Source organism: Priestia sp. JSM ZJ58 (assembly GCF_044383985.1).
Lineage (GTDB): Bacteria > Bacillota > Bacilli > Bacillales > Bacillaceae_H > Priestia > Priestia zanthoxyli.
The window spans coordinates 1-19995 of the sequence record NZ_JBISEM010000005.1 but is presented as its reverse complement, the minus strand read 5'-3'; the positions used below and the strand labels follow the sequence as shown (position 1 = coordinate 19995).

At 38.0% G+C, this 19995-nt stretch carries 15 protein-coding genes and 1 rRNA gene; 13 read left to right on the top strand and 3 right to left on the bottom strand.

Features of this window, described 5'->3' with window-relative positions; genetic code table 11:
• Nucleotide 1 precedes the first annotated feature (1 nt).
• Nucleotides 2-508 carry an antibiotic biosynthesis monooxygenase family protein gene (locus tag ACH6EI_RS24930; protein WP_013055327.1) on the bottom strand — a complete coding sequence of 169 codons (507 nt, stop codon included), beginning with the start codon at nucleotides 506-508 and terminating at the stop codon, nucleotides 2-4.
• Between the two features lie 185 nt (nucleotides 509-693).
• Between ACH6EI_RS24930 and ACH6EI_RS24925 the strand changes: the two genes are divergently transcribed.
• The 5 genes from ACH6EI_RS24925 (at nucleotide 694) to ACH6EI_RS24905 (ending at nucleotide 7384) form a co-directional block, all read left to right on the top strand.
• Nucleotides 694-2823: a transglycosylase domain-containing protein gene (locus ACH6EI_RS24925; RefSeq protein ID WP_033580640.1), complete on the top strand. Its 2130-nt coding sequence runs from the start codon at nucleotides 694-696 to the stop codon at nucleotides 2821-2823.
• 196 nt (nucleotides 2824-3019) lie between these two features.
• Nucleotides 3020-4063, top strand: a complete 1044-nt coding sequence (gene hemE / locus ACH6EI_RS24920) for a uroporphyrinogen decarboxylase (RefSeq protein WP_013055329.1) — start codon at nucleotides 3020-3022, stop codon at nucleotides 4061-4063.
• A gap of 97 nt (nucleotides 4064-4160) precedes the next feature.
• Nucleotides 4161-5093 (top strand): ferrochelatase, encoded by a 933-nt coding sequence (gene hemH / locus ACH6EI_RS24915; RefSeq protein ID WP_098999421.1) that lies wholly within the window; start codon nucleotides 4161-4163, stop codon nucleotides 5091-5093.
• A 137-nt stretch (nucleotides 5094-5230) separates the two neighbouring features.
• On the top strand, nucleotides 5231-6652 hold the full coding sequence (hemY, locus tag ACH6EI_RS24910) for a protoporphyrinogen oxidase (protein ID WP_098999420.1): 1422 nt from the start codon (nucleotides 5231-5233) through the stop codon (nucleotides 6650-6652).
• 162 nt (nucleotides 6653-6814) lie between these two features.
• Entirely contained in the window at nucleotides 6815-7384 is a 570-nt protein-coding gene (locus ACH6EI_RS24905) for a TetR/AcrR family transcriptional regulator (protein WP_028412542.1), read from the top strand.
• A 53-nt stretch (nucleotides 7385-7437) separates the two neighbouring features.
• Here ACH6EI_RS24905 and ACH6EI_RS24900 read toward each other — a convergent pair whose 3' ends face one another.
• The gene (locus ACH6EI_RS24900; RefSeq protein WP_033580639.1) at nucleotides 7438-9615 is read right to left on the bottom strand and encodes a peptidoglycan D,D-transpeptidase FtsI family protein; all 2178 of its coding nucleotides are present in this window, start codon (nucleotides 9613-9615) and stop codon (nucleotides 7438-7440) included.
• 281 nt (nucleotides 9616-9896) lie between these two features.
• Here ACH6EI_RS24900 and ACH6EI_RS24895 point away from each other — a divergent pair, with 281 nt between their 5' ends.
• The 3 genes from ACH6EI_RS24895 (at nucleotide 9897) to ACH6EI_RS24885 (ending at nucleotide 14717) form a co-directional block, all read left to right on the top strand.
• On the top strand, nucleotides 9897-11186 hold the full coding sequence (locus ACH6EI_RS24895) for an ABC transporter substrate-binding protein (RefSeq protein WP_013081692.1): 1290 nt from the start codon (nucleotides 9897-9899) through the stop codon (nucleotides 11184-11186).
• A 149-nt stretch (nucleotides 11187-11335) separates the two neighbouring features.
• Nucleotides 11336-13156 carry a cache domain-containing sensor histidine kinase gene (locus tag ACH6EI_RS24890; RefSeq protein WP_098112857.1) on the top strand — a complete coding sequence of 607 codons (1821 nt, stop codon included), beginning with the start codon at nucleotides 11336-11338 and terminating at the stop codon, nucleotides 13154-13156.
• Nucleotides 13134-14717, top strand: a complete 1584-nt coding sequence (locus ACH6EI_RS24885) for a response regulator (protein ID WP_098112858.1) — start codon at nucleotides 13134-13136, stop codon at nucleotides 14715-14717. Before ACH6EI_RS24890 ends, ACH6EI_RS24885 begins: the two co-directional genes overlap by 23 nt.
• Nucleotides 14718-14756: 39 nt before the next feature.
• Here the strand turns inward: ACH6EI_RS24885 and yhfH are convergent, their stop codons facing one another.
• Nucleotides 14757-14888 carry a protein YhfH gene (gene yhfH, locus ACH6EI_RS24880; protein WP_013055337.1) on the bottom strand — a complete coding sequence of 44 codons (132 nt, stop codon included), beginning with the start codon at nucleotides 14886-14888 and terminating at the stop codon, nucleotides 14757-14759.
• A 227-nt stretch (nucleotides 14889-15115) separates the two neighbouring features.
• On the opposite strand from yhfH, the gene ACH6EI_RS24875 reads away from it, so the two are divergent.
• The 5 genes from ACH6EI_RS24875 to ACH6EI_RS24855 form a co-directional block, all read left to right on the top strand.
• Entirely contained in the window at nucleotides 15116-15847 is a 732-nt protein-coding gene (locus ACH6EI_RS24875; protein WP_028412538.1) for an MBL fold metallo-hydrolase, read from the top strand.
• A gap of 15 nt (nucleotides 15848-15862) precedes the next feature.
• Complete coding sequence (lplA, locus tag ACH6EI_RS24870; RefSeq protein ID WP_098112859.1) at nucleotides 15863-16852, top strand: lipoate--protein ligase; 990 nt, start codon at nucleotides 15863-15865, stop codon at nucleotides 16850-16852.
• A gap of 169 nt (nucleotides 16853-17021) precedes the next feature.
• Nucleotides 17022-18554 (top strand): fatty acid--CoA ligase family protein, encoded by a 1533-nt coding sequence (locus tag ACH6EI_RS24865; RefSeq protein ID WP_028412536.1) that lies wholly within the window; start codon nucleotides 17022-17024, stop codon nucleotides 18552-18554.
• A 34-nt stretch (nucleotides 18555-18588) separates the two neighbouring features.
• Nucleotides 18589-19365, top strand: coding sequence for an enoyl-CoA hydratase-related protein (locus ACH6EI_RS24860; protein WP_098112861.1), 777 nt, complete (start codon nucleotides 18589-18591; stop codon nucleotides 19363-19365).
• A 411-nt stretch (nucleotides 19366-19776) separates the two neighbouring features.
• Nucleotides 19777-19995, top strand: a 16S ribosomal RNA gene (locus ACH6EI_RS24855); the annotation flags it as partial.

The following is a 19995-nucleotide window of genomic DNA, read 5'->3' as shown; positions in this document are numbered from 1 at the left end:
CTTATTTAACTACGTGGTATGAGGTGACATAAGAAGGGCGAGAGAAAATCGATGGCTGCTGATCCACGCCTTCTGACGTACCGCGTTTTTTGTGTGCTTCATTATAGGCTTTTGAAGACTGCCAATCGCTAAATGAACTTTCATCTTTCCATCCTGTAAAGATAATGTATGTGTCATTTTGCAGTGGACGAAGCACACGAATAGCTGAAAAGCCTGCTTCATTTTCAATTAAACGAGCGCGTTGGCTAAATCGCTGTTCAAACAAAGGACGGCCTTCATCTGTAACTGAAATATTATTTAGTACAGCAAATCCGCTATCTGCAAGATCTCCAGAAGCATCTAATACTTCATAAGCATGTCCTTCTTTAAAAATTGTATCTCCATCTGTTTCGTGGACTAGTGCAAATTGATCGTCATCTTTGTGAAGCAGTAATAAACGTTCACTCGGATGTTCGTCGATCAACTTTTGAAGGTAAGGGCCTGTTCCGTAAGTAATAAAGATCTTCATGGATTATACTTCCTTTCTAATTGGGAATTGCATACAATTTACAATTGTAAATCATACTAAAATTATAAAATTTTACACACAAAAATTCAAAAATTGTGAACTTCTAATGAAGATGGTAAAGTAAAACATTGATGAAGTTGTTTTCCATATTATCAAAAGTTTAGCGGAAGAAAAGGGGTGGCACGATGTACAAAAAAGGCTTATACGCAATTGCTGCCTTAGTTGGAATTTTTCTATTAGGATTGATTGGATATATTATCATCTTGTTTCTTGGAAACTATGTAATTGATGAGAAAAAAATCGTCATGGACTCGGCTACGAGATTAGTCGATGAAAATGGAGACGAATTAACAAAGCTCTATGTGAAAAATCGGGACTTGGTTTCAATTGACAAGATTCCAAAGCATGTGCAACAAGCATTTATTTCAATTGAAGATGTTCGTTTTTATGAACACCACGGAATCGATTTTAAATCTATTGGCCGAGCATTATACCGAGATATATTGGCTGGAGGAAGTGTTGAAGGAGGAAGTACTTTAACACAGCAGCTGGCTAAAAATGTGTTTTTATCGAATGATAAAACGCTGCTTAGAAAAACAAAAGAAGTAGTGGTGGCTATTAACCTGGAGCAGCGTTACAGTAAGCAAAAACTGCTTGAAATGTATTTGAATCAAATATACTTTGGACACGGAGCCTATGGAATCCAAGCTGCATCCAAGCTTTACTTCAATAAAGATGTCTCCGAATTAACGGTAGAAGAAGGTGCACTTCTCGCTGCACTGCCAAAAGCACCGAATTCCTATTCTCCTATTTTACATCCAGAAAAAAGTATAGAACGTAGAAATGTTGTGTTAAATGCCATGCAAAAAGCAGGTTATTTATCAGCTGAAAAAAATGTCCGTTTGCAAGGAAGAACGCTGGGGTTGAACATAAAGGAGCAGGCTAAAAATCCAGCGTATTTAACCTATATCGATATGGTTATCCAAGAAGCAGAGAAGAAATACAGCATTTCGGGCAATGAGCTTCTGCGCGGAGGTTATACGGTCAAAGTACCGATGAATATAAAAGTACAAGAAGCCGCCTACGAGCTGATGAAAGAAAATCGTTATTTTCCAGGTACAGATAACAGTGCCCAAGGTGCTTTTGTATTAGTCGATAACAAAAGCGGAGGAGTTTTATCTGTTATGGGAGGACGAGATTATGTACAAAAATCGCTCAACCGCGTAAATGTCAAAAGACAGCCAGGTTCTACGATGAAACCTATTGCGGTATATGGCCCTGCATTAGAAGAAGGTCAATTCAAGCCTTATTCGTTGCTGCAAGACAAGCTTAGAAGCTACGGGGGATACACACCTAAAAACGTAGACGGCCAATATGCTAAAAAGGTAACGATGTACGATGCCTTAAAAGATTCTAAAAACGCAGCTGCCGTCTGGACATTGAATCAGCTAGGAGTTGAAACAAGCAAGCAGTATCTCACAAAGCTAGGAATTCCGTTAGAAGATAAAGGGCTTGCGATTGCTCTTGGAGGATTAAAGGAAGGAATTACACCGCTTCAATTAGCAGGAGCGTACCGGGCATTTGCTGAAAATGGAGAAAACATCCAACCGTACTTTATTCAAGAGATAAAAGATCAAGATGGAAAAGTGATTGCAAAAGCTGTTCCCGACACTCACAAAGCATTTTCAAAACAGACGGCTTGGTATATGACAAAAATGCTTCAAGGAGTTGTTAAAGAAGGAACGGCAAAAAATGGAGAGTTTAAAGGAGAGTTAGCAGGAAAAACAGGGTCTACTTCGTATACGAATGTTAAAGGAGCCACAAGAGATGCTTGGTTTGTTGGATATACCCCAGATGTTGTAGGAAGCGTGTGGATGGGATATGATTCTACAAATGACCAGCACTATTTAACAAAAGGAAGTTCTTATCCAACTCTATTATTTAAAGACATTCTAACAAGAGCTGGTTACGACGAAGCTGCATTTCAAAAGCCAGCAGGCGTTAAAGATCTGCCAAAACCAATACGTTTAGAGCAAGTTAAAGACTTAAAACAAGAATTAACATTCCATCCATTTGGTTTGCTAACGGTAAGTTTATCGTGGACACCTTCACCTGATAAAAGAGCTGTTTATTATGTTTATGAGAAAAAAGGGGATAAAGCCGAATTGATTGGCAAAGTGAAGGGAAAAGGAGCATTTGAAAAAGAGCGTGTGAATCTGCTCGACAGTCCTACTTATTATGTAGTTCCTTACAATTCCCAAACACAACAAAAAGGAAAAAAATCCAACGAAGTAACACCTGCTCTTTTTCAATAAAAAAAGGAAGAGTAGGGCGATTTTTTGACATTTTTAGCAGGTGGCTATACAAGTCGTAAAGAAATGGGTATAGTGACAAGTAGAGAATATAACGTGAAACTTTAATCAGTAGAGGAACCGGTATGTTCCTTTGCTGATTATTGTCTGTCTAATCGAAGAAAATACGGATGGAAGACAATCGAGAAAGGTGGAAATTATGAGTCAAGGAACGTTTAACGATACTTTTTTAAAAGCCTGTAGAGGGGAAAAAACGGATCATGTTCCGGTTTGGTATATGCGCCAAGCAGGGCGTTCACAGCCGGAATACCGAAAGCTAAAAGAGAAGTACTCTCTATTTGAAATCACTCATCAGCCGGAGCTTGGGGCATACGTAACACGCCTGCCCGTTGAACAGTACGGAGTGGATGCAGCTATTTTATATAAAGATATAATGTCACCGCTTCCTTCAATTGGAGTGGATGTTGAAATCAAGTCAGGAATTGGTCCTGTCATTTCTAATCCAATTCAATCTTTAAGCGATGTAGAAAAGCTAGGAGAAATTACCCCGGAAGAAGATGTTCCGTATGTATTAGATACGATTAAGCTGTTAACAACAGAACAGTTAAACGTACCTCTAATTGGTTTTGCCGGTGCTCCTTTCACAGTAGCAAGCTATATGATTGAAGGAGGACCTTCAAAAAACTATAATAAAACAAAAGCATTTATGTACACGGAACCTAAAGCATGGTTTGCGCTAATGGATAAGTTAGCAGATATGACGATTACATATGTAAAAGCGCAAATTGACGCTGGAGCAAAAGCCATTCAAATCTTTGATTCATGGGTGGGGGCCTTAAATGTAGCGGATTATCGTTATTTTATAAAGCCTGTTATGGAGCGGATTTTTACCTCTTTGCGCGAAAAAAATGTACCTCTCATTATGTTTGGAGTAGGAGCAAGTCATTTGGCAAAAGAATGGCATGATCTGCCGCTGGATGTAGTGGGATTAGATTGGCGAACACAGCTGGATGAAGCACGTGCACTAGGCTTAACAAAAACACTGCAAGGAAACTTAGATCCTGCTATTTTGTTAGCTCCATGGGAAGTTATTGAAGAACGTGTAACAGAAATATTAGATAAAGGGATGGCCAGTCCTGGTTACATCTTCAACTTGGGGCACGGCGTCTTTCCACAGGTTCAGCCGGAAACGTTGAAGCGTTTAACAACTTTTATTCATGAATATTCTGCAAATAGACAATAAATTGTCAAATAATTTGGAGCGCTAAACTTTGAATTTTTCTTTTTATTCATGGCAAAATGAAGACAAGTATTGAATCTAACAAAGAGGTGTCGAACACATGAGTAAAAAAGTAATGGGATTACTTGTAATGGCATATGGAACACCATATAAAGAAGAAGATATTGAACGTTACTATACACATATCCGCCGCGGACGTAAACCTTCACCGGAAGCCTTGGAAGATTTACAAAACCGCTACGAAGCAATTGGGGGCATTTCACCTCTTGCAAAAATTACGCAGCAGCAAATGGAAAGTCTAGAAAAGCGCTTGAATGAAGTACAGGATGAAATTGAATTTAAAGCGTATCTTGGCTTAAAGCATATTGAACCGTTTGTTGAAGATGCAGTAGAAGCCATGCATAAAGACGGAATTAAAGAAGCGGTCAGCATTGTGCTTGCACCTCACTTTTCAACGTTTAGCGTAAAATCCTATAATGGACGCGCCAAAGAAACAGCTGAAAAATTAGGAGGACCAATCATTCATTCCGTAGAAAGCTGGTACAGTGAGCCAAAGTTCATTCAGTACTGGGCTACACGTGTTAAACAAACGTTTGATTTAATAGACGAAGAGAAACGCCAAAAAGCCGTATTGATTGTTTCTGCGCATAGCTTGCCAGAAAAAATTATTGCAGCAGGAGATCCATATCCAAATCAGCTTCAAGAAACAGCGGATTTAATTGCACAAGCAGCTGGTATTGAACATTACGAAATTGGCTGGCAAAGTGCTGGAAATACGCCTGAGCCATGGATAGGTCCTGATGTCCAAGATTTAACAAGAGAACTGCATGAAGAAAAAGGCTATACGTCGTTCGTCTATATCCCGGTTGGATTTATCGCGGATCACTTAGAAGTACTTTATGATAACGACTACGAATGCAAAGTGGTAACAGATGAAATTGGGGCTGATTATTACCGTCCTGAAATGCCGAATGCACAGCCTGAATTTATCGATGGGTTAGCTACAGTTGTGTTAAAACGAATTGCCCGTTAAGTCAATATAGATTCTTTGTACGTTGAACAGGGACGAAAAGTAACTTATAATCAATATAAAGAAAAGTAAGAAGCGAGCTATGGGTTTCCATAATCGCTTCTCTTTATATTGAATTTTACAGAAAAGGCGATGATAACATGACGGATAGACGAAAAAAGGTTGTCATCATCGGTGGAGGAATAACAGGTCTTTCAGCTGCCTATTATTTGCAAAAAAAAATAAAGGATCATCAGCTGCCTATTGATCTTCAACTAATAGAAGCGACGCATCGGCTTGGCGGGAAAATTCAAACGGTCAAACGAGACGGTTATTTATTTGAAAAAGGTCCTGATTCATTTTTAGCGCGTAAGCTAGCTGCTACAAAACTGGCAAAAGAAGTAGGGTTAGGCAGGGAGCTAGTCGGAAATGAAAAGGGGAAATCCTATATTCTAGTAAAAGATACACCGCATGCACTGCCTGATGGTGCTGTAATGGGGATACCAACCAAGTTATCCCCTTTTATCACAACGGGGCTATTTTCACCTGTTGGAAAGCTGCGCGCAGCAGCTGATTTTTTTATACCAAAGACAAAAAATCAGGATGACCGTTCGCTAGGTGTATTTTTTAGAAGACGGTTTGGTGATGAAGTTGTTGAAAATTTAATTGAACCTCTATTATCAGGAATTTACGCAGGAGACGTCGATCGTTTGAGTTTAAGATCAACATTTCCACAGTTTTTGCATGCTGAACATAAGTACAGAAGCTTAATTGTTGGAATGAAAAAGCTAAAAGAAATTCACCCACAGCACGGTGATGATTCGGAGTTTAAAAAAAATAGCGTCTTTTTAACATTAAAAGAAGGTCTGCAATCGCTAGTAGATGGGGTAGAAAAAGCAATAGATCCTGATATTATTACAAAAGGAATAAAAGTAGAGAAAATTTATAAAGAAGATACCACATATGAATTATCGTTAAATAGCGGGAAAGTCATAAAAGCAGACAGCGTTATTGTAACTTCTCCTCATGCAGCTGCTCAGTCTATGCTTTCGGAATATAAAATATTCGAGCCGTTGAAGCATATGCCTTCCACTTCAGTAGCTACTGTTGTGATAGCCTTTGCAAAAGAAGCGCTGCAAGACAATCTAGATGCAATGAACATTGCCGTTTCAAGAAATAGCGATTACACGATTACGGCGTGCACATGGTTAAATAAAAAATGGCCCCACGCAGTTCCGGAAGGAAAAGTGCTGCTGAGATGTTTAGTTGGACGAACCGGGGACGAAGCTATTGTGGATCAGCCTGACGATGAAATTTTCAAAATTGTCCTAGACGATTTGAAGAAGCTCATCACAATTTCTGCTGAGCCTGAATTTTACGCCGTAACGAGATGGAAGCAGTCAATGCCTCAGTACACGGTCGGGCATCATGATATGCTAGATACAATGAACGAGCAGCTCGAAAAAGAGCTGGCAGGCCTTTATGTAGCAGGAAGCTCGTACGAGGGTCTAGGTATACCAGAATGTGTAGAGCAAGGAGAAGATGTGGCTAAAAAAGCGGTTAAATACCTGCAGCAGCTGTAGAAGTGGAGCGATGAATCAATGCTCCGCTTTTTTGTCTACTACCTGAAGAGAAAGGTTATGCTAAGAGAAGAGATTGTGGTTGAAAAGCAAAAGAAACTTATGCTATAGTAAAACCGTACTTGTTGACTGAAATATTCATTTGGTCAGAAAGAAGGGGATAACGTGGCTATAGACCGAAAGCAATCAGTTGTTGACGCAGCGTCAAAATCATTTGCGCTGTTTGGATATAAAGCAACGACTATGGAGCAAGTGGCGAAGCTTGCAAATGTCGGAAAAGGAACGATTTATACTTTTTTTAAAAACAAAGAAGAGTTATTCGATGAAATTGTTACACGAATGATTCGAGAAATGACAGATGCAGCTGAAACTGTCATTGACAGCAGCCGTCCTTTTTTTGAAAATGCCCAAGCAGCTATTTTTCGAATCTTAGAGTTCCGCACGGAGCATCAGCTCATGCTGAAGCTGGTACAGGAACAGCAGTTAGGCACTACAGCAGTGCAAGAAGTGCTGGTGCGAGTAGAAGAAGAGATTTTGACTTATATAAAAAACAAAATCGAAATTGCGATTTCTAAAAAAGAAATCAAACCGTGCAACCCGGAGCTCACAGCTTTTTTACTATTTAAAATGTACATTGCACTCGTCTATGATTGGGAAAAACGGCATGAGCCGCTTTCAGAAGAAAAAATTGCTGAATTAATTGAACTATACTTTTTACGCGGTCTGTCTCAGTGAGATGGGCTTTTTTCATAGAAAAAACAAAAAAGGTCTCATGACGAGACCTTTTTTTATTGTTCATTATCATCTTTTTTTACGCCGTTTAATTCTGTATTTCCTGTTTTTGCATCTTCTTCTTTTTGCTCTACTTCTGTATTTCCTTGCTTTTTAAGTTTGAAGTAGGCATCAATAACATCACCTGTAATAGTTTTACTTTGTCCGCCAGAATTCGCTCCAGCAACATACGCAGAAGGAATAACAACTGCTACAGCTACTTCAGGATTGTCATAAGGTGCATAAGAGACAAAAGTGGAGTTACGTACGCTTACGCCTTGATTATAGGTTTCAGCTGTTCCTGACTTGCCTGCTATATTATATTTTCTGTATTTTGGATTTGTATACAAGGCGTGTCCAGTACCACCTTGAGCAGTAACAACACGACGAAAACCACGTTTTACAATGTCAATTTGCGACTGATTCATTGTAATACGGTTTAATACTTGTGGTTCCACGGAACTTTGTATACTTCCTTTTAGCTCACTGTCAAGTTCAGGCTCACGAATTTCTTTCACAAGGTGAGGTTTCATTCTGTATCCACCATTGGCAATTGTTGAAATGTATTGAACAAGCTGAAGCGGTGTATACGTATCGTATTGACCAATTGCAAAGTCGAGAGCTTTACCAGGTTCGTTTGTCACGGTGTTACGAATACCGGTTGATTCGTTTTCTAAATCAATTCCCGTTGGAATTCCAAGGCCAAACTGACTGTAGTATGAACGCATTTTATTAAAAATAGAAGGCGAGATATGCAATGATCCGCCAGGTCGATAAGTTTCACCAGCCATGTTTAGAATTGTTCTATACATAAAAACGTTAGAAGATTGCTCGAGAGCTTTTTCGATACCTGTAGCTCCCATATTGTGAGAAGATTTCTTCGGTTTAGTACCAGCAAACTTCATTGGTGCGTCATAAAAAACAGTACCAGGCTGAATTGCACCTGAGTCAAGTCCGGCTAGAACGGTCGCTCCTTTAACCGCGGAACCTACTTCATAAGAAGTTGTAAGATTTCCAAGCGCGAAGTCTTGAACTTTGCGTGCTCCTGTTTGTTTGTCAGTAACAAGCTGTTTTCCTCCCATTGCTAAAATGTCTCCCGTATGTGGGTCCATCATAATAGCAAACGCTCGGTCCATTAAGCGGTTCCTCGCAGAGCCTTCAAGTACAGCTTTCGTTAAAACATCTTCGACTTGTTTTTGCAGTTCCATATCAATCGTTAAAATTAAGTCACTGCCGCGCTGACCTTCAGTAACGGTCTCTTGACTCACTAAGTTGCCGGAGCGATCGGTTACGTTTTGTATGCGCGCTTTTTGACCACGAAGAACGTCTTCGTACTGCTTTTCTAAATAACTTTTTCCTACTCGGTCATTTCGGCTGTAGCCGTGGGACAAGTAGTACTGTAAGTTTTCGCTTGGTAACCCTTCGTCTGCCGATGTGATTTTACCAAGCAGCGTGCTAAGTAAGTCATCGTATGTATACATACGGTCCCAGTAAGTTGTCGTATCGACGCCAGGCAAGTCACTCAGCTGCTCACTAATAACGGCAAGCTCTTTATCAGTTAAGCCGCTTTTAATAATTTGAGCAGTTAACGCATACCCGCCTTCCATCTTGCTTTTAATGGCAATCACTTCAAGGTCGTCTTTCACCGATAAAAGTTCATTTTTAGTGATGCGCTTCAGCTGAAGAGGATACAAATCATCTTCAGAAATTTTTTCTTCTTTTACTTTTTGCTTATCTGCTGCGGTAATTTTTTTCGCTGCTGCTTTTGGATGAGTTGCAATCCAATAATCTTTTAAGTCGCGTTCTGTTAGCTTAATCGTATTTTTATCTTTCTTTTTATCCGATTTGCCAAACACGTCTGTTGTAACAGGAACATCAATAAGAGTGGCAAGCTTTTTAGCTACTTTTAGCTTGTCTTCTTGAGTGACGCCCTTCAAACGCGTGTACGTGACAGCGTTCAACGGTTTATTATCCACGATAACGCGGTCATAGCGGTCTAGCATCTTTCCGCGAGGAACCGGTGAATCTACCGTTTCATCTTCTGTTTTTTCAACTTCTCGTTTATAGTTCTCTCCGTACACAATCTGTACGAAGCCTAATCGTAAAATGAGTGCAGAAAAAAGCAGGAAAACCACAATAAACAGCCAGTTAATTCGAAATGAGACATGTGTTTTTTTGCGCTTTTTAGTTTTCATGTAAACCCCTTCACTTTGTTTATACAAGTTAAAAAAATTCATAAATTTTCTTATGAATCTATCACTCTACATATTAACATAATTTTGTCTATAAATGTTATTAGGTGGAATAAAACAGATAAAAATTTTATAGAAATTTTTGCGAAAGAAGAGAGACCTGTCGAAGGGTGCTGAAGGGGGGTGTTCAATATTTTCCACTCGGTTGTTCAATATTGTTACCTGTTCAAATGTCCTAGAATCGGTAAAATAAAGAGAGATAGATATCAAGGGGGGCAAAACGAATGAAAATGAAAAGGCTTTCAATAATGTCTGGCGTGTTAGCAACATCACTTTTATTTGCGACAGCATGTTCAAACTCAGGTACGGATTCAAAAGCAAGTAAATCAACAGGCTCAGGTGATCAAGTTGTTATTGATATGTTCCAGTTCAAAGTGGAAATTGCAGATCAGCTGAAAGAATTAACGGATGAATATACAAAAGAACATCCAAACGTAAAGTTTAACATCCAAACAGTCGGCGGAGGAGCGGACTATGGTGCAGCATTAAAAGCACAGTTTGCCTCTGGAAATGAACCTGATATCTTTAATAATGGAGGGTTCCAAGAAGCGCAAACGTGGAAGGATAAATTAGAAGATTTGTCTGATCAGCCGTGGGTAGATAATCTGTATGATATCGCTAAAGAACCGATGACAATGGACGGGAAAATCTATGGTCAGCCGCTAAACTTAGAAGGTTATGGTTTTATTTATAATAAAGATTTATTTGAAAAAGCAGGCATTAAAGAATTGCCTAAGACGCTGTCGGAATTAGAAGCAGCTTCTAAAAAGCTTAAAGCAAAAGGCATTACGCCATTTTCTAACGGATACGGCGAGTGGTGGGTGCTAGGTAACCACTTATTTAATATTCCAATGGCGCAGCAAGATGATCCAGATGCGTTTATTAAAGGTCTAAACGAAGGAAAAGCAAAATTTGAAGGCAATGAAACGTTTAAGCAATTTATGAATCTGTTCGATTTAACGTTAAAGTATGGAAATAAAAATCCATTAACGACAGATTACAATACACAAGTTACTCAATTTGCTTCTGGTGAAACAGCGATGATGCAACAAGGTAACTGGACGGTAAATATGATCACGAAAATCAATCCGGACATGAAAATGGGCTTTATACCAATGCCGATCAGCAACGATGCGAAGAAAAATGATAAATTAGCAATCGGAGTTCCAAATAACTGGGTAGTGAACAAAAATGCACCAGATGCAGATAAAAAAGCAGCGAAGGAATTCTTAAATTGGATGGTTTCTTCTAAAGAAGGTCAAAAATTCTTAGTTGAAAAGTTCAAGTTCATTCCAGCGTTCAAAAACATCGATGGAAAAGGAATCGATTCTTTATCTGATGATATCTTAAAATACTCTGAAGAAGGCAAAACATTATCTTGGAACTGGTTTAAGTATCCAGAAGGAACGGTTCAAGAAGTAGGCGCAGCAATGCAGTCTTACGCAGGCAAACAAATGACGGAAGAAGAGTTTATGAAGAAATTAGATACAATTTGGGCAAAAATGAAAAAATAACCAAAAAGTCCGCGTGGAAAACGCGGACTTTTTGGTGTGAAAAAATAGCTGGTTAGATTCATAGTTATGAAAAAATAATAGTTAATTGAAAGCGCTTTTAATGTATAATAATAGTCATAATGTATGACATTAGTCAAAGGAGGTTAGTTGTGAAAGGCTGGAGCATACGCAAGAAATTAATTTTGTTTTTCTTATTCGCAACCGTTATTCCCTTTTTAATTTCAACGATTTTTACGTATCAATACACAAAAGAAACGGTTAAGAATCGATTTATTTCTACCAACTATCAAGTTATTAAAAATGGAAGCAATGATTTGAGTGATTACTTAAATGAAATTGCTAATATTACAAAAAGGCTGTACGGCTACCACCCATTTATTAAAGTGTTAGATGAAGGCGTATCAAGTGACTTAGGAGCCAATCAACTAGAAATATCACGCACTCTTCTTTATTTATATAATACTCGTCCAGAGATTGAACAGCTCCATCTTTATATTGAGAACGGGCATGACTCGTATACAGCTTATAATTCGAAAGTGAGCAGCAGAGGGAAGTACGATGATATTTACACCCAGCCTTACTATTCTTATTTAAATAAACATCATAAATTTCTTGCCATTGAGCCTACCCATGAAATTTATAGCTACAATAATTTATCAACATTAATTGACTCACTGCCGAATCAAGTTATTAGCTTTCATCAGCGGATTGATGAAATTCCATCAGACAAGTTGTTAGCTTATCTATCTTTAGACATTAACATGACACAAATTCAATCTATATCGCAGCGCTTATATAATGAAGAGTCAGAAGATTTTTATTTAATGAACAATAAAGGGAAGGTTTTGTATTCTTCGGATTCAAAGGTTATTGGAAAAAACGAAAACTACCCGTGGCTAAAGGCGCTTACGTCTCAAGAGGATCACAGCATGGAATGGGAAGATAAAAGCTTCTCAGGCGTATTAATGTATGAAAAGCTTAAACAGCCTTTTGAGGACTTATACATTGTGAAGCGAATTCCTTACAGTGTTTTATATGAAGATGCGAGAAAGACAGCACTTATGAATGTATTAATTGGCCTGCCATTTTTGTGTATGCTCGTTATCGCGACGCTTTTTATATCGGTCCGTTTTACACAGCCGATTAACGTATTAATTCGCAATATGAAAGAAGTGGAAAAAGGATCATTTGAAGTCCGGTTTAAATCGCTTGGAAACGATGAATTTGGTGTTTTAGGAAGGCACTTTACCTCTATGGTGGAAACAATTAATGACTTAATTGAACGTAAATTCCGATTGGAGTTAGAAAATAAATCAACGCAGCTAAAAGTGCTGCAGTCACAAATTAATCCGCATTTTTTATACAACGCATTTCAATCGATTGGAACTCTTGCCCTTAAGCATAAAGCAGTTGAAGTATATTCTTTATTAACCTCACTTTCTCACATTATGCGTTACAGCATGAATATGAAAGAGGATATCGTTAGCTTAAAGCAAGAAGTCGATCACGTAAAAGCTTTCTTGAGTCTGCAGAAGCAGCGGTTTGGTTCAAAGTTTGAGTATGAGTTAAATATCGAAAAAGAGGCAGAGCTTATGCGAATACCGAAAATGATCTTGCAGCCTCTTGTTGAGAATTCTTTTAAGCATGGATTCGAAACCCGCACAGGAAGCGGAAAGCTGTTGATTTCAGCGAAGTTAAACGGAGAAGAACTGATTCTAACTGTTTCTGATAACGGAAAAGGGATAGGAGAGAAAGAGTTGAATCAATTAAAAGCGAGACTTCAGCAATCGTATAATCAAACAGATGAGCATATTGGGTTGCAAAATATTTATGAACGACTTCGCATCTACTATGGAGATCATGCTTCAATGCAAATTAGCAGTCAAGAAAATCACGATTTTACCGTTGTCATAAAGCTAACAACAATTGAAGAAAAGAGGGATAGTGATGAAAGTATTAATCGTGGATGATGAAGAGCATGTAAGAGAAGGAATAAAGCTGCTTGGACAGTGGGAAGAGCATGAAATTACAGATGTGATAGAAGCTGATAGCGGTGAGCAAGCGATTGCGCTTATTGAGGATCACGGACCTGAAATCATTTTTACTGATATGAAGATGCCTAATATCGATGGAATTGCTTTGTTGGAGTGGATTAAAGAGAATTCACCTTCTAGCAAAACGATTGTGGTAACAGGGTATGATGACTACCACTATATGCGTAAAGCTATTCATTTTGGAAGTACGGATTATATTCTAAAGCCAGTGGATCCTTCGATTTTAAACGATACGCTTGTACGAGCTGTAACTCAATGGAAGAAAGAAGAAGAGTCCAGAAAAGTCCATAATAGCAGCTATCGTTTAATCAATGAAATGAAGCCGATTTATCGAGATCGAAAACTGACGCAGTTAATGAACAATTATTTGCTAAATCAATCAATCTATGAAGAGTTTGGTTTCCATCTGACTAGAGAATATGAAGTGGGGATTGTACGTGTAGATGAATCCATTATTCGTTCTTTTGGAGGTGATCGGGATTTAGCCTATTTTTCAATTTTAAATGTAATCAATGAAATGCTGATGGCAGGAGAAAATGGGGTAGCCTTCCGTTACTTATCAAATAAGTGGGAAATTATCATTATATTTTGGAATGATTTTGAACGCATCACCTCTTTGCTGACGACTTTACATACAGCAATTCGCCGTACGTTAGAGGTGAGCTGTCGGATTGCAAGAGGATGCAAAGTCTCTTCTATTGATCAGCTAATGAAATCCTATGAACATGCGAAAAATTCGCTTTTATTAAGCAATGTTCTTGATCAAAATAAAGTGAAGGTCTACGGCGAGCAAGACGTTTTAGCAAGTGCTTTATTAATAAATATGATGGATTATAACAGTAAAATTGAAGAAGCGCTGCAAGTAGGGAGGTTTGAAGCCTTTTTGCCGGTATTCAACGAAATTATCACAGCTTTTGAAGCACAAAATTATCTATCATTAAAGCAAATTCTGCATTTTGAGCAGGAATATCAGCTGTTAAGCCAGCATTGGTTAAAAAGATATCACATTCCTTATACGATAAATAACGGTCCTGAATATGTTCTTTCTTTTTTCTATAACCAAGATGGGCAGTTTCAGCTAGCAAAGTATGTAGAGAGAAAGAAGCGTGAAGTAAAGCGCTTTTTAAAAGTAGTAAAAAGGTATAGCAAGCAAAACAATCGCGACGTTATTTATGAGATCGAACAATATTTGCAGCAAAATTTTCATCGAGATGTGAAGCTTCAAGAAATATCGGAACGTTTCTATTTAAGCCGTGAATACATTTCGAGAAAGTTTAAGCAAGAATTTCAAGAAAATATTTCAGATTATATGGTGAAAGTCAGAATGAATAAAGCCAAATCACTTTTACTAAATGAAGAACTAAAAATCTATGAAATTGCGAATATGATAGGATATCATGATGATAAATACTTTCGAAAAGTGTTTAAAAAAGTAGAAGGCATTACGCCAAACGAGTATCGCAGTTTGACCGTATAAAAAAAAGTTGAAACTGTTATAAAACAGTTTCAACTTTTTTTATTTCATGATATCTAGGCAGTGATCGCATTTGTTTCCGTAGCACTCATGCTGTTCCTCGATGTCGTTTCCGCATTCTACGCACTTTTTATTGGGTAATCTTTTGAAAAATTCAGTCATTTTTTCTAACATTTAAATCCCCTCCGTTGTTTTTGTTACTAACATTGTATTATAACAGATGGTGAAATGTCAATTATGTTTTATAACAATCTAGCCTATTTTGCTATTCTAAGTGGTTATTTGTTATATAACAATGAGTTATTTCGATAAAATAGGCAAAACGAGTATCTTTCAGTTAGTTTTCAAAAAAAAGTAGGGTATACTGAACGTAATAAAAATAGTACGAAAGGGTGATTGAAATGAAAGTAACTGTTATTGGTTTTTGGGGAGGATATCCTGCTGTTTCAGAAGCTACTTCTAGCTATTTAGTTGAGCACGATGGATTTCAGCTGCTTGTTGATTGTGGAAGCGGTGCATTGGCTCAGCTGCAAAAATATGCAAAACCAGAAGAAATAGATGCGATGATTTTATCTCATTATCATCATGACCACGTGGCTGATGTCGGAGTATTTCAATATGCTCGCCTCATTCAGACTCATCTAGGGAACGCTGTTAAGGAACTTTCTATTTACGGACATACATATGATCAGGAAAGCTTCAACAAACTTACTCATAAAGGAATTACCAAAGGAGTAGAGTACGATCCGAGTCAAAAACTTGACGTTGGGCCTTTTACAATCGAATTTATGAAAACGAAACATCCAGTCGTTTGTTATGCCATGAGAATAAGTGCTGGCAATCAAACCGTCGTGTACACAGCGGACTCGAGCTATTTAGAAGAATTTGTTTCTTTCTCCGAAAATGCAGATCTTCTTATTTGTGAATGTAATTTTTATGCTAGCCAAGATGGAAGCGGTGCTGGACACATGACGAGTACAGAAGCCGGTACACTTGCTTCTAAAGCAAGTGTCAAACAACTCATGCTTACTCACCTTCCACACTACGGAGAACACCAACAGCTAGTAGAGGAAGCTGCTGCTCGTTATGGAGGTACGCTTACGTTAGCTGAATCAGGATACGTATGGGAATAACAAGGAGGAAAATGAATGTTATTTATTGATAATCAAAAAAATTATGATCCCCGAATTAACTTAGCAATTGAAGAATATGCGCTCAAGCATCTAGATATTAATGAGACATATCTGCTGTTTTATATTAATGAACCTTCTATTATTATTGGAAAAAACCAGAACACCATTGAGGAGATTAATACAAAATATGTTGAAGATCAGCATATTCATGTAGTGAGACGTCTATCTGGAGGCGGTGCCGTTTATCATGATAAAGGAAATTTAAACTTCAGCTTTATTACGAAAGACGATGGAAATAGCTTTCATAATTTTAAAAAGTTTACCGAGCCAGTCGTGGAAGCGTTAAAGAAATTAGGAGTCAATGCTGAGTTAAGCGGACGAAATGATTTAATGGCGGAAGGACGTAAAATTTCTGGAAATGCTCAGTTTTCGACGAAAGGAAGGATGTTCAGCCATGGAACTCTTCTTTTTGATTCAGAGATTGAAAACGTGGTATCAGCGTTAAAAGTAAAAAAAGATAAAATTGAATCCAAAGGCATTAAGTCTATTCGAAATAGAGTAGCGAATATCAGTGAATTTTTAGAACAGAAAGTAACGGTGGAAGAATTTAGAGAAATGCTGCTTCGGTATATCTTTGAGGGAGAAGAAAATATAACAGAATATAAACTAACGGAAAAAGATTGGGAAACGATTCATCAAATTTCTAAAGAGCGCTATCAGTCATGGGATTGGAACTATGGAAAATCACCTAAATTTAACTTACAGCACTCTCACCGCTTTCCTGTGGGACAAATTGACGTTCGTTTGGAAGTGAATAAAGGGAAAATCGATGCTTGCACCATCTATGGAGATTTCTTTGGAGTGGGAGATGTCCAGGAAGTACAGGAAAAATTAACAGGTGTTCGTTATGAAAAAGCTTCTATTGAACAAGCCTTGGAGGACATCAATATTCCACATTATTTTGGTAATATTACAAAAGAAGAGTTTGTTGAATTAATCTATTAAGAAAAAAGTCTGCCACATCAGGCTTTTTTTCTTTTTAAACAGATGAGTCTTGTCAATAGAACAGCAGTAACATTATAATAGAATAGAAGAAGTAAGAATTTTTCCATTATTATGACTTAATAATGAATGGTTGTTCATTCATTCGTTATTAAAAGGAGGAAGTTATGAGATGAATTTGTCAGCACAGCTTCATAAAACAGCTGAGCAATTTCCGCAAAAATCGGCATATGTTTTTATGGATCAGGAAACATCTTATGCAGATCTTGATGCATCGGTATCTAAGTTTGCTAATGGTCTGAAGCAATTAGGTGTAAAAAAAGGAGATCATATCGCTTTAATTGTCGGCAACTCGCCTCATTTTGTTATTGGATTGTACGGTGCTCTTCGAGTAGGAGCTACTGTTATACCCATTAATCCTATTTACACAGCGGATGAAATTAGCTACATGCTTCAGGATGGAGATGTAAAAGCAGTTATTGCGGTTGATTTACTTCTCCCTGTTTTAAAAAAAATCATTGGACACACTCCATTTTTGGAACACGTTATCTTATGTGAAACGACAGATACAGTGGAAAGTATACCTTCTTATTTTCACACGTTTTCGCAAGTTGTAAACAGAGGGGAAGCTACATATGATTTTCTCGAGTTAAAAGAAGAAGATGTGGCCATCATTCTGTATACGTCAGGAACGACTGGAAAACCAAAAGGAGCTATGCTTACGCATAAGAATATTTATTCAAACGCTCAAGACGTAGCAGATTATTTAAGTATAAATGGGAATGACCGAGTCGTAGCTGCTTTGCCGATGTTTCACGTATTTTGTTTAACTGTTTCATTGAATGCGCCTTTAATGAATGGAGGAACGATATTAATTGAACCAAAATTCAGTCCATCTTCTATATTTGAATTAATTCAAAATCGACAAGCGACTATTTTTGCTGGCGTTCCGACAATGTATAATTTTTTACTTCAGCATGACAAAGGGAAAAAAGAGCACTTTCACACGGTAAGGCTTTGTATATCAGGCGGGGCATCAATGCCGGTGGCACTTCTAACCCATTTTGAACGTAAGTTTGGGGTCATGGTAGCAGAAGGCTATGGATTATCTGAGGCTTCTCCTGTGACGTGTTTCAATCCGATTGATAGAGAGAGAAAAGCAGGTTCTATAGGCACATCTATTATGAATGTTGAAAATAAAGTGGTAAACGAACTAGGAAAAGAAGTAGAAGTAGGACAAGTTGGCGAACTTATCGTCAAAGGCCCTAATGTGATGAAAGGGTATTATAAGCTTCCTGAAGATACGGAATATGCTCTCCGAGATGGTTGGCTGTATACAGGTGACTTAGCAAGAATGGATAAGGAAGGTTATTTTTATATCGTTGACCGTAAAAAAGATTTAATTATTGTAGGAGGATATAATGTTTATCCTCGCGAAGTAGAAGAAGTGCTATATGCGCATCGGGATATTGTAGAAGTGGCTGTTATCGGAGTTCCTGATCCTTCTTTAGGTGAATGTGTGAAGTGTTACGTGGTTTGCAATAATCAAGAGATAACGGAAGAGAAGCTTATTGCCTACTGCAAAGAGCACCTTGCTAAATATAAAGTGCCAAGTGAAATTGAATTTTTAAAAGAACTTCCTAAAAATACAACGGGAAAAATTTTAAGGCGTGCACTGAAGCAGCAGGTATCTCAGGAGCGATAAAATGAAAGCGATTCCAATTTGGAGGTGGTAAAAAATGTCATCTATTTCTTATGAAATAAAGGGACACGTCGCCCATGTGATACTGAACCGTCCGGAAGCGATGAATGCTTTTAATTACGATATGCTTAAAGAATTGGAAGAAGCAATTGAAGGAATTCGTATTCAAAAAGATATTCGAGTTGTGACGTTTAAAGGGACAGGTGAAAAATCTTTTAGTGTAGGTGCGGATTTAAAAGAACGTAAAACCCTCTCTGATCAAGAGGTAAAGCGCAATATTTACAAAATAGGAGAAGTGTTTTCTAAGATAGAGCAGCTTCCTCAGCCAACGATAGCAATCATCAACGGATATGCATTTGGAGGAGGAATGGAGCTGGCTTTAGCATGTGATTTCCGGATTGCTTCAACAGAAGCGCTTATGGGTTTAACGGAAACAAGCTTAGCGATTATACCAGGCGCAGGAGGAACACAGCGTCTCCCTCGCCTAGTTGGTGAAGCAAAAGCAATGGAACTAATTTTAACAGCTCAGCGCCTCACGGCATCAGAAGCAAAAGAATGTGGTCTAGTAACGAAGGTAGCTCCTGGATATCAAATAGAAGAAACAATAGATATTTTTATCTCGCTTTTATTAAAAAATGGGCCAATTGCACTTCAGCAAGCAAAATTTGCTATCAAAGAAGGAATGAAGGCCGATTTGCAGACTGGCTTGCAAATTGAACGAAAAGCATATGAGTTAACGATTCCGACAGAAGATCGTCTAGAGGCGCTTCAAGCATTTGCTGAGAAGAGAAGACCTAGTTTTAAAGGGAAATAAGAAGGGGCTGTCTAATGGACAGCTCTTTTTTAATTTCTTCGTATAATGAAGAAATTAAAAAAAGTAAAGGGTTCAAGAATAGAGAAGGAAAAGTTTAAACCTAGCTTTTGCCTATAATATGATGATATGATCTAGATAAAACAGCTATCTGAATCAAAAAGTAATGATTTCGAATTTTTTTGTTAAAAACTGTTGACTTTAATAAAGATATATTTTATTATTATAAAGCGTCGTTGAGACATAACAGTAACAACGAAGCTGAAAAAAGAATTTCAAAAAGTTGTTGACATTACGTCGGTAACTTGATAAGATAATAAAGTCGCTTAAGAGCGGCGGTTGAACTTTGAAAACTGAACAAAGCGACAAACGTCAACGTTAATTTTTATTTTTTAAATGAGCAAGTCAAACATTTCTTCGGAGAGTTTGATCCTGGCTCAGGATGAACGCTGGCGGCGTGCCTAATACATGCAAGTCGAGCGAACTGATTAGAAGCTTGCTTCTATGACGTTAGCGGCGGACGGGTGAGTAACACGTGGGCAACCTGCCTGTAAGACTGGGATAACTTCGGGAAACCGAAGCTAATACCGGATAGGATCTTCTCCTTCATGGGAGATGATTGAAAGATGGTTT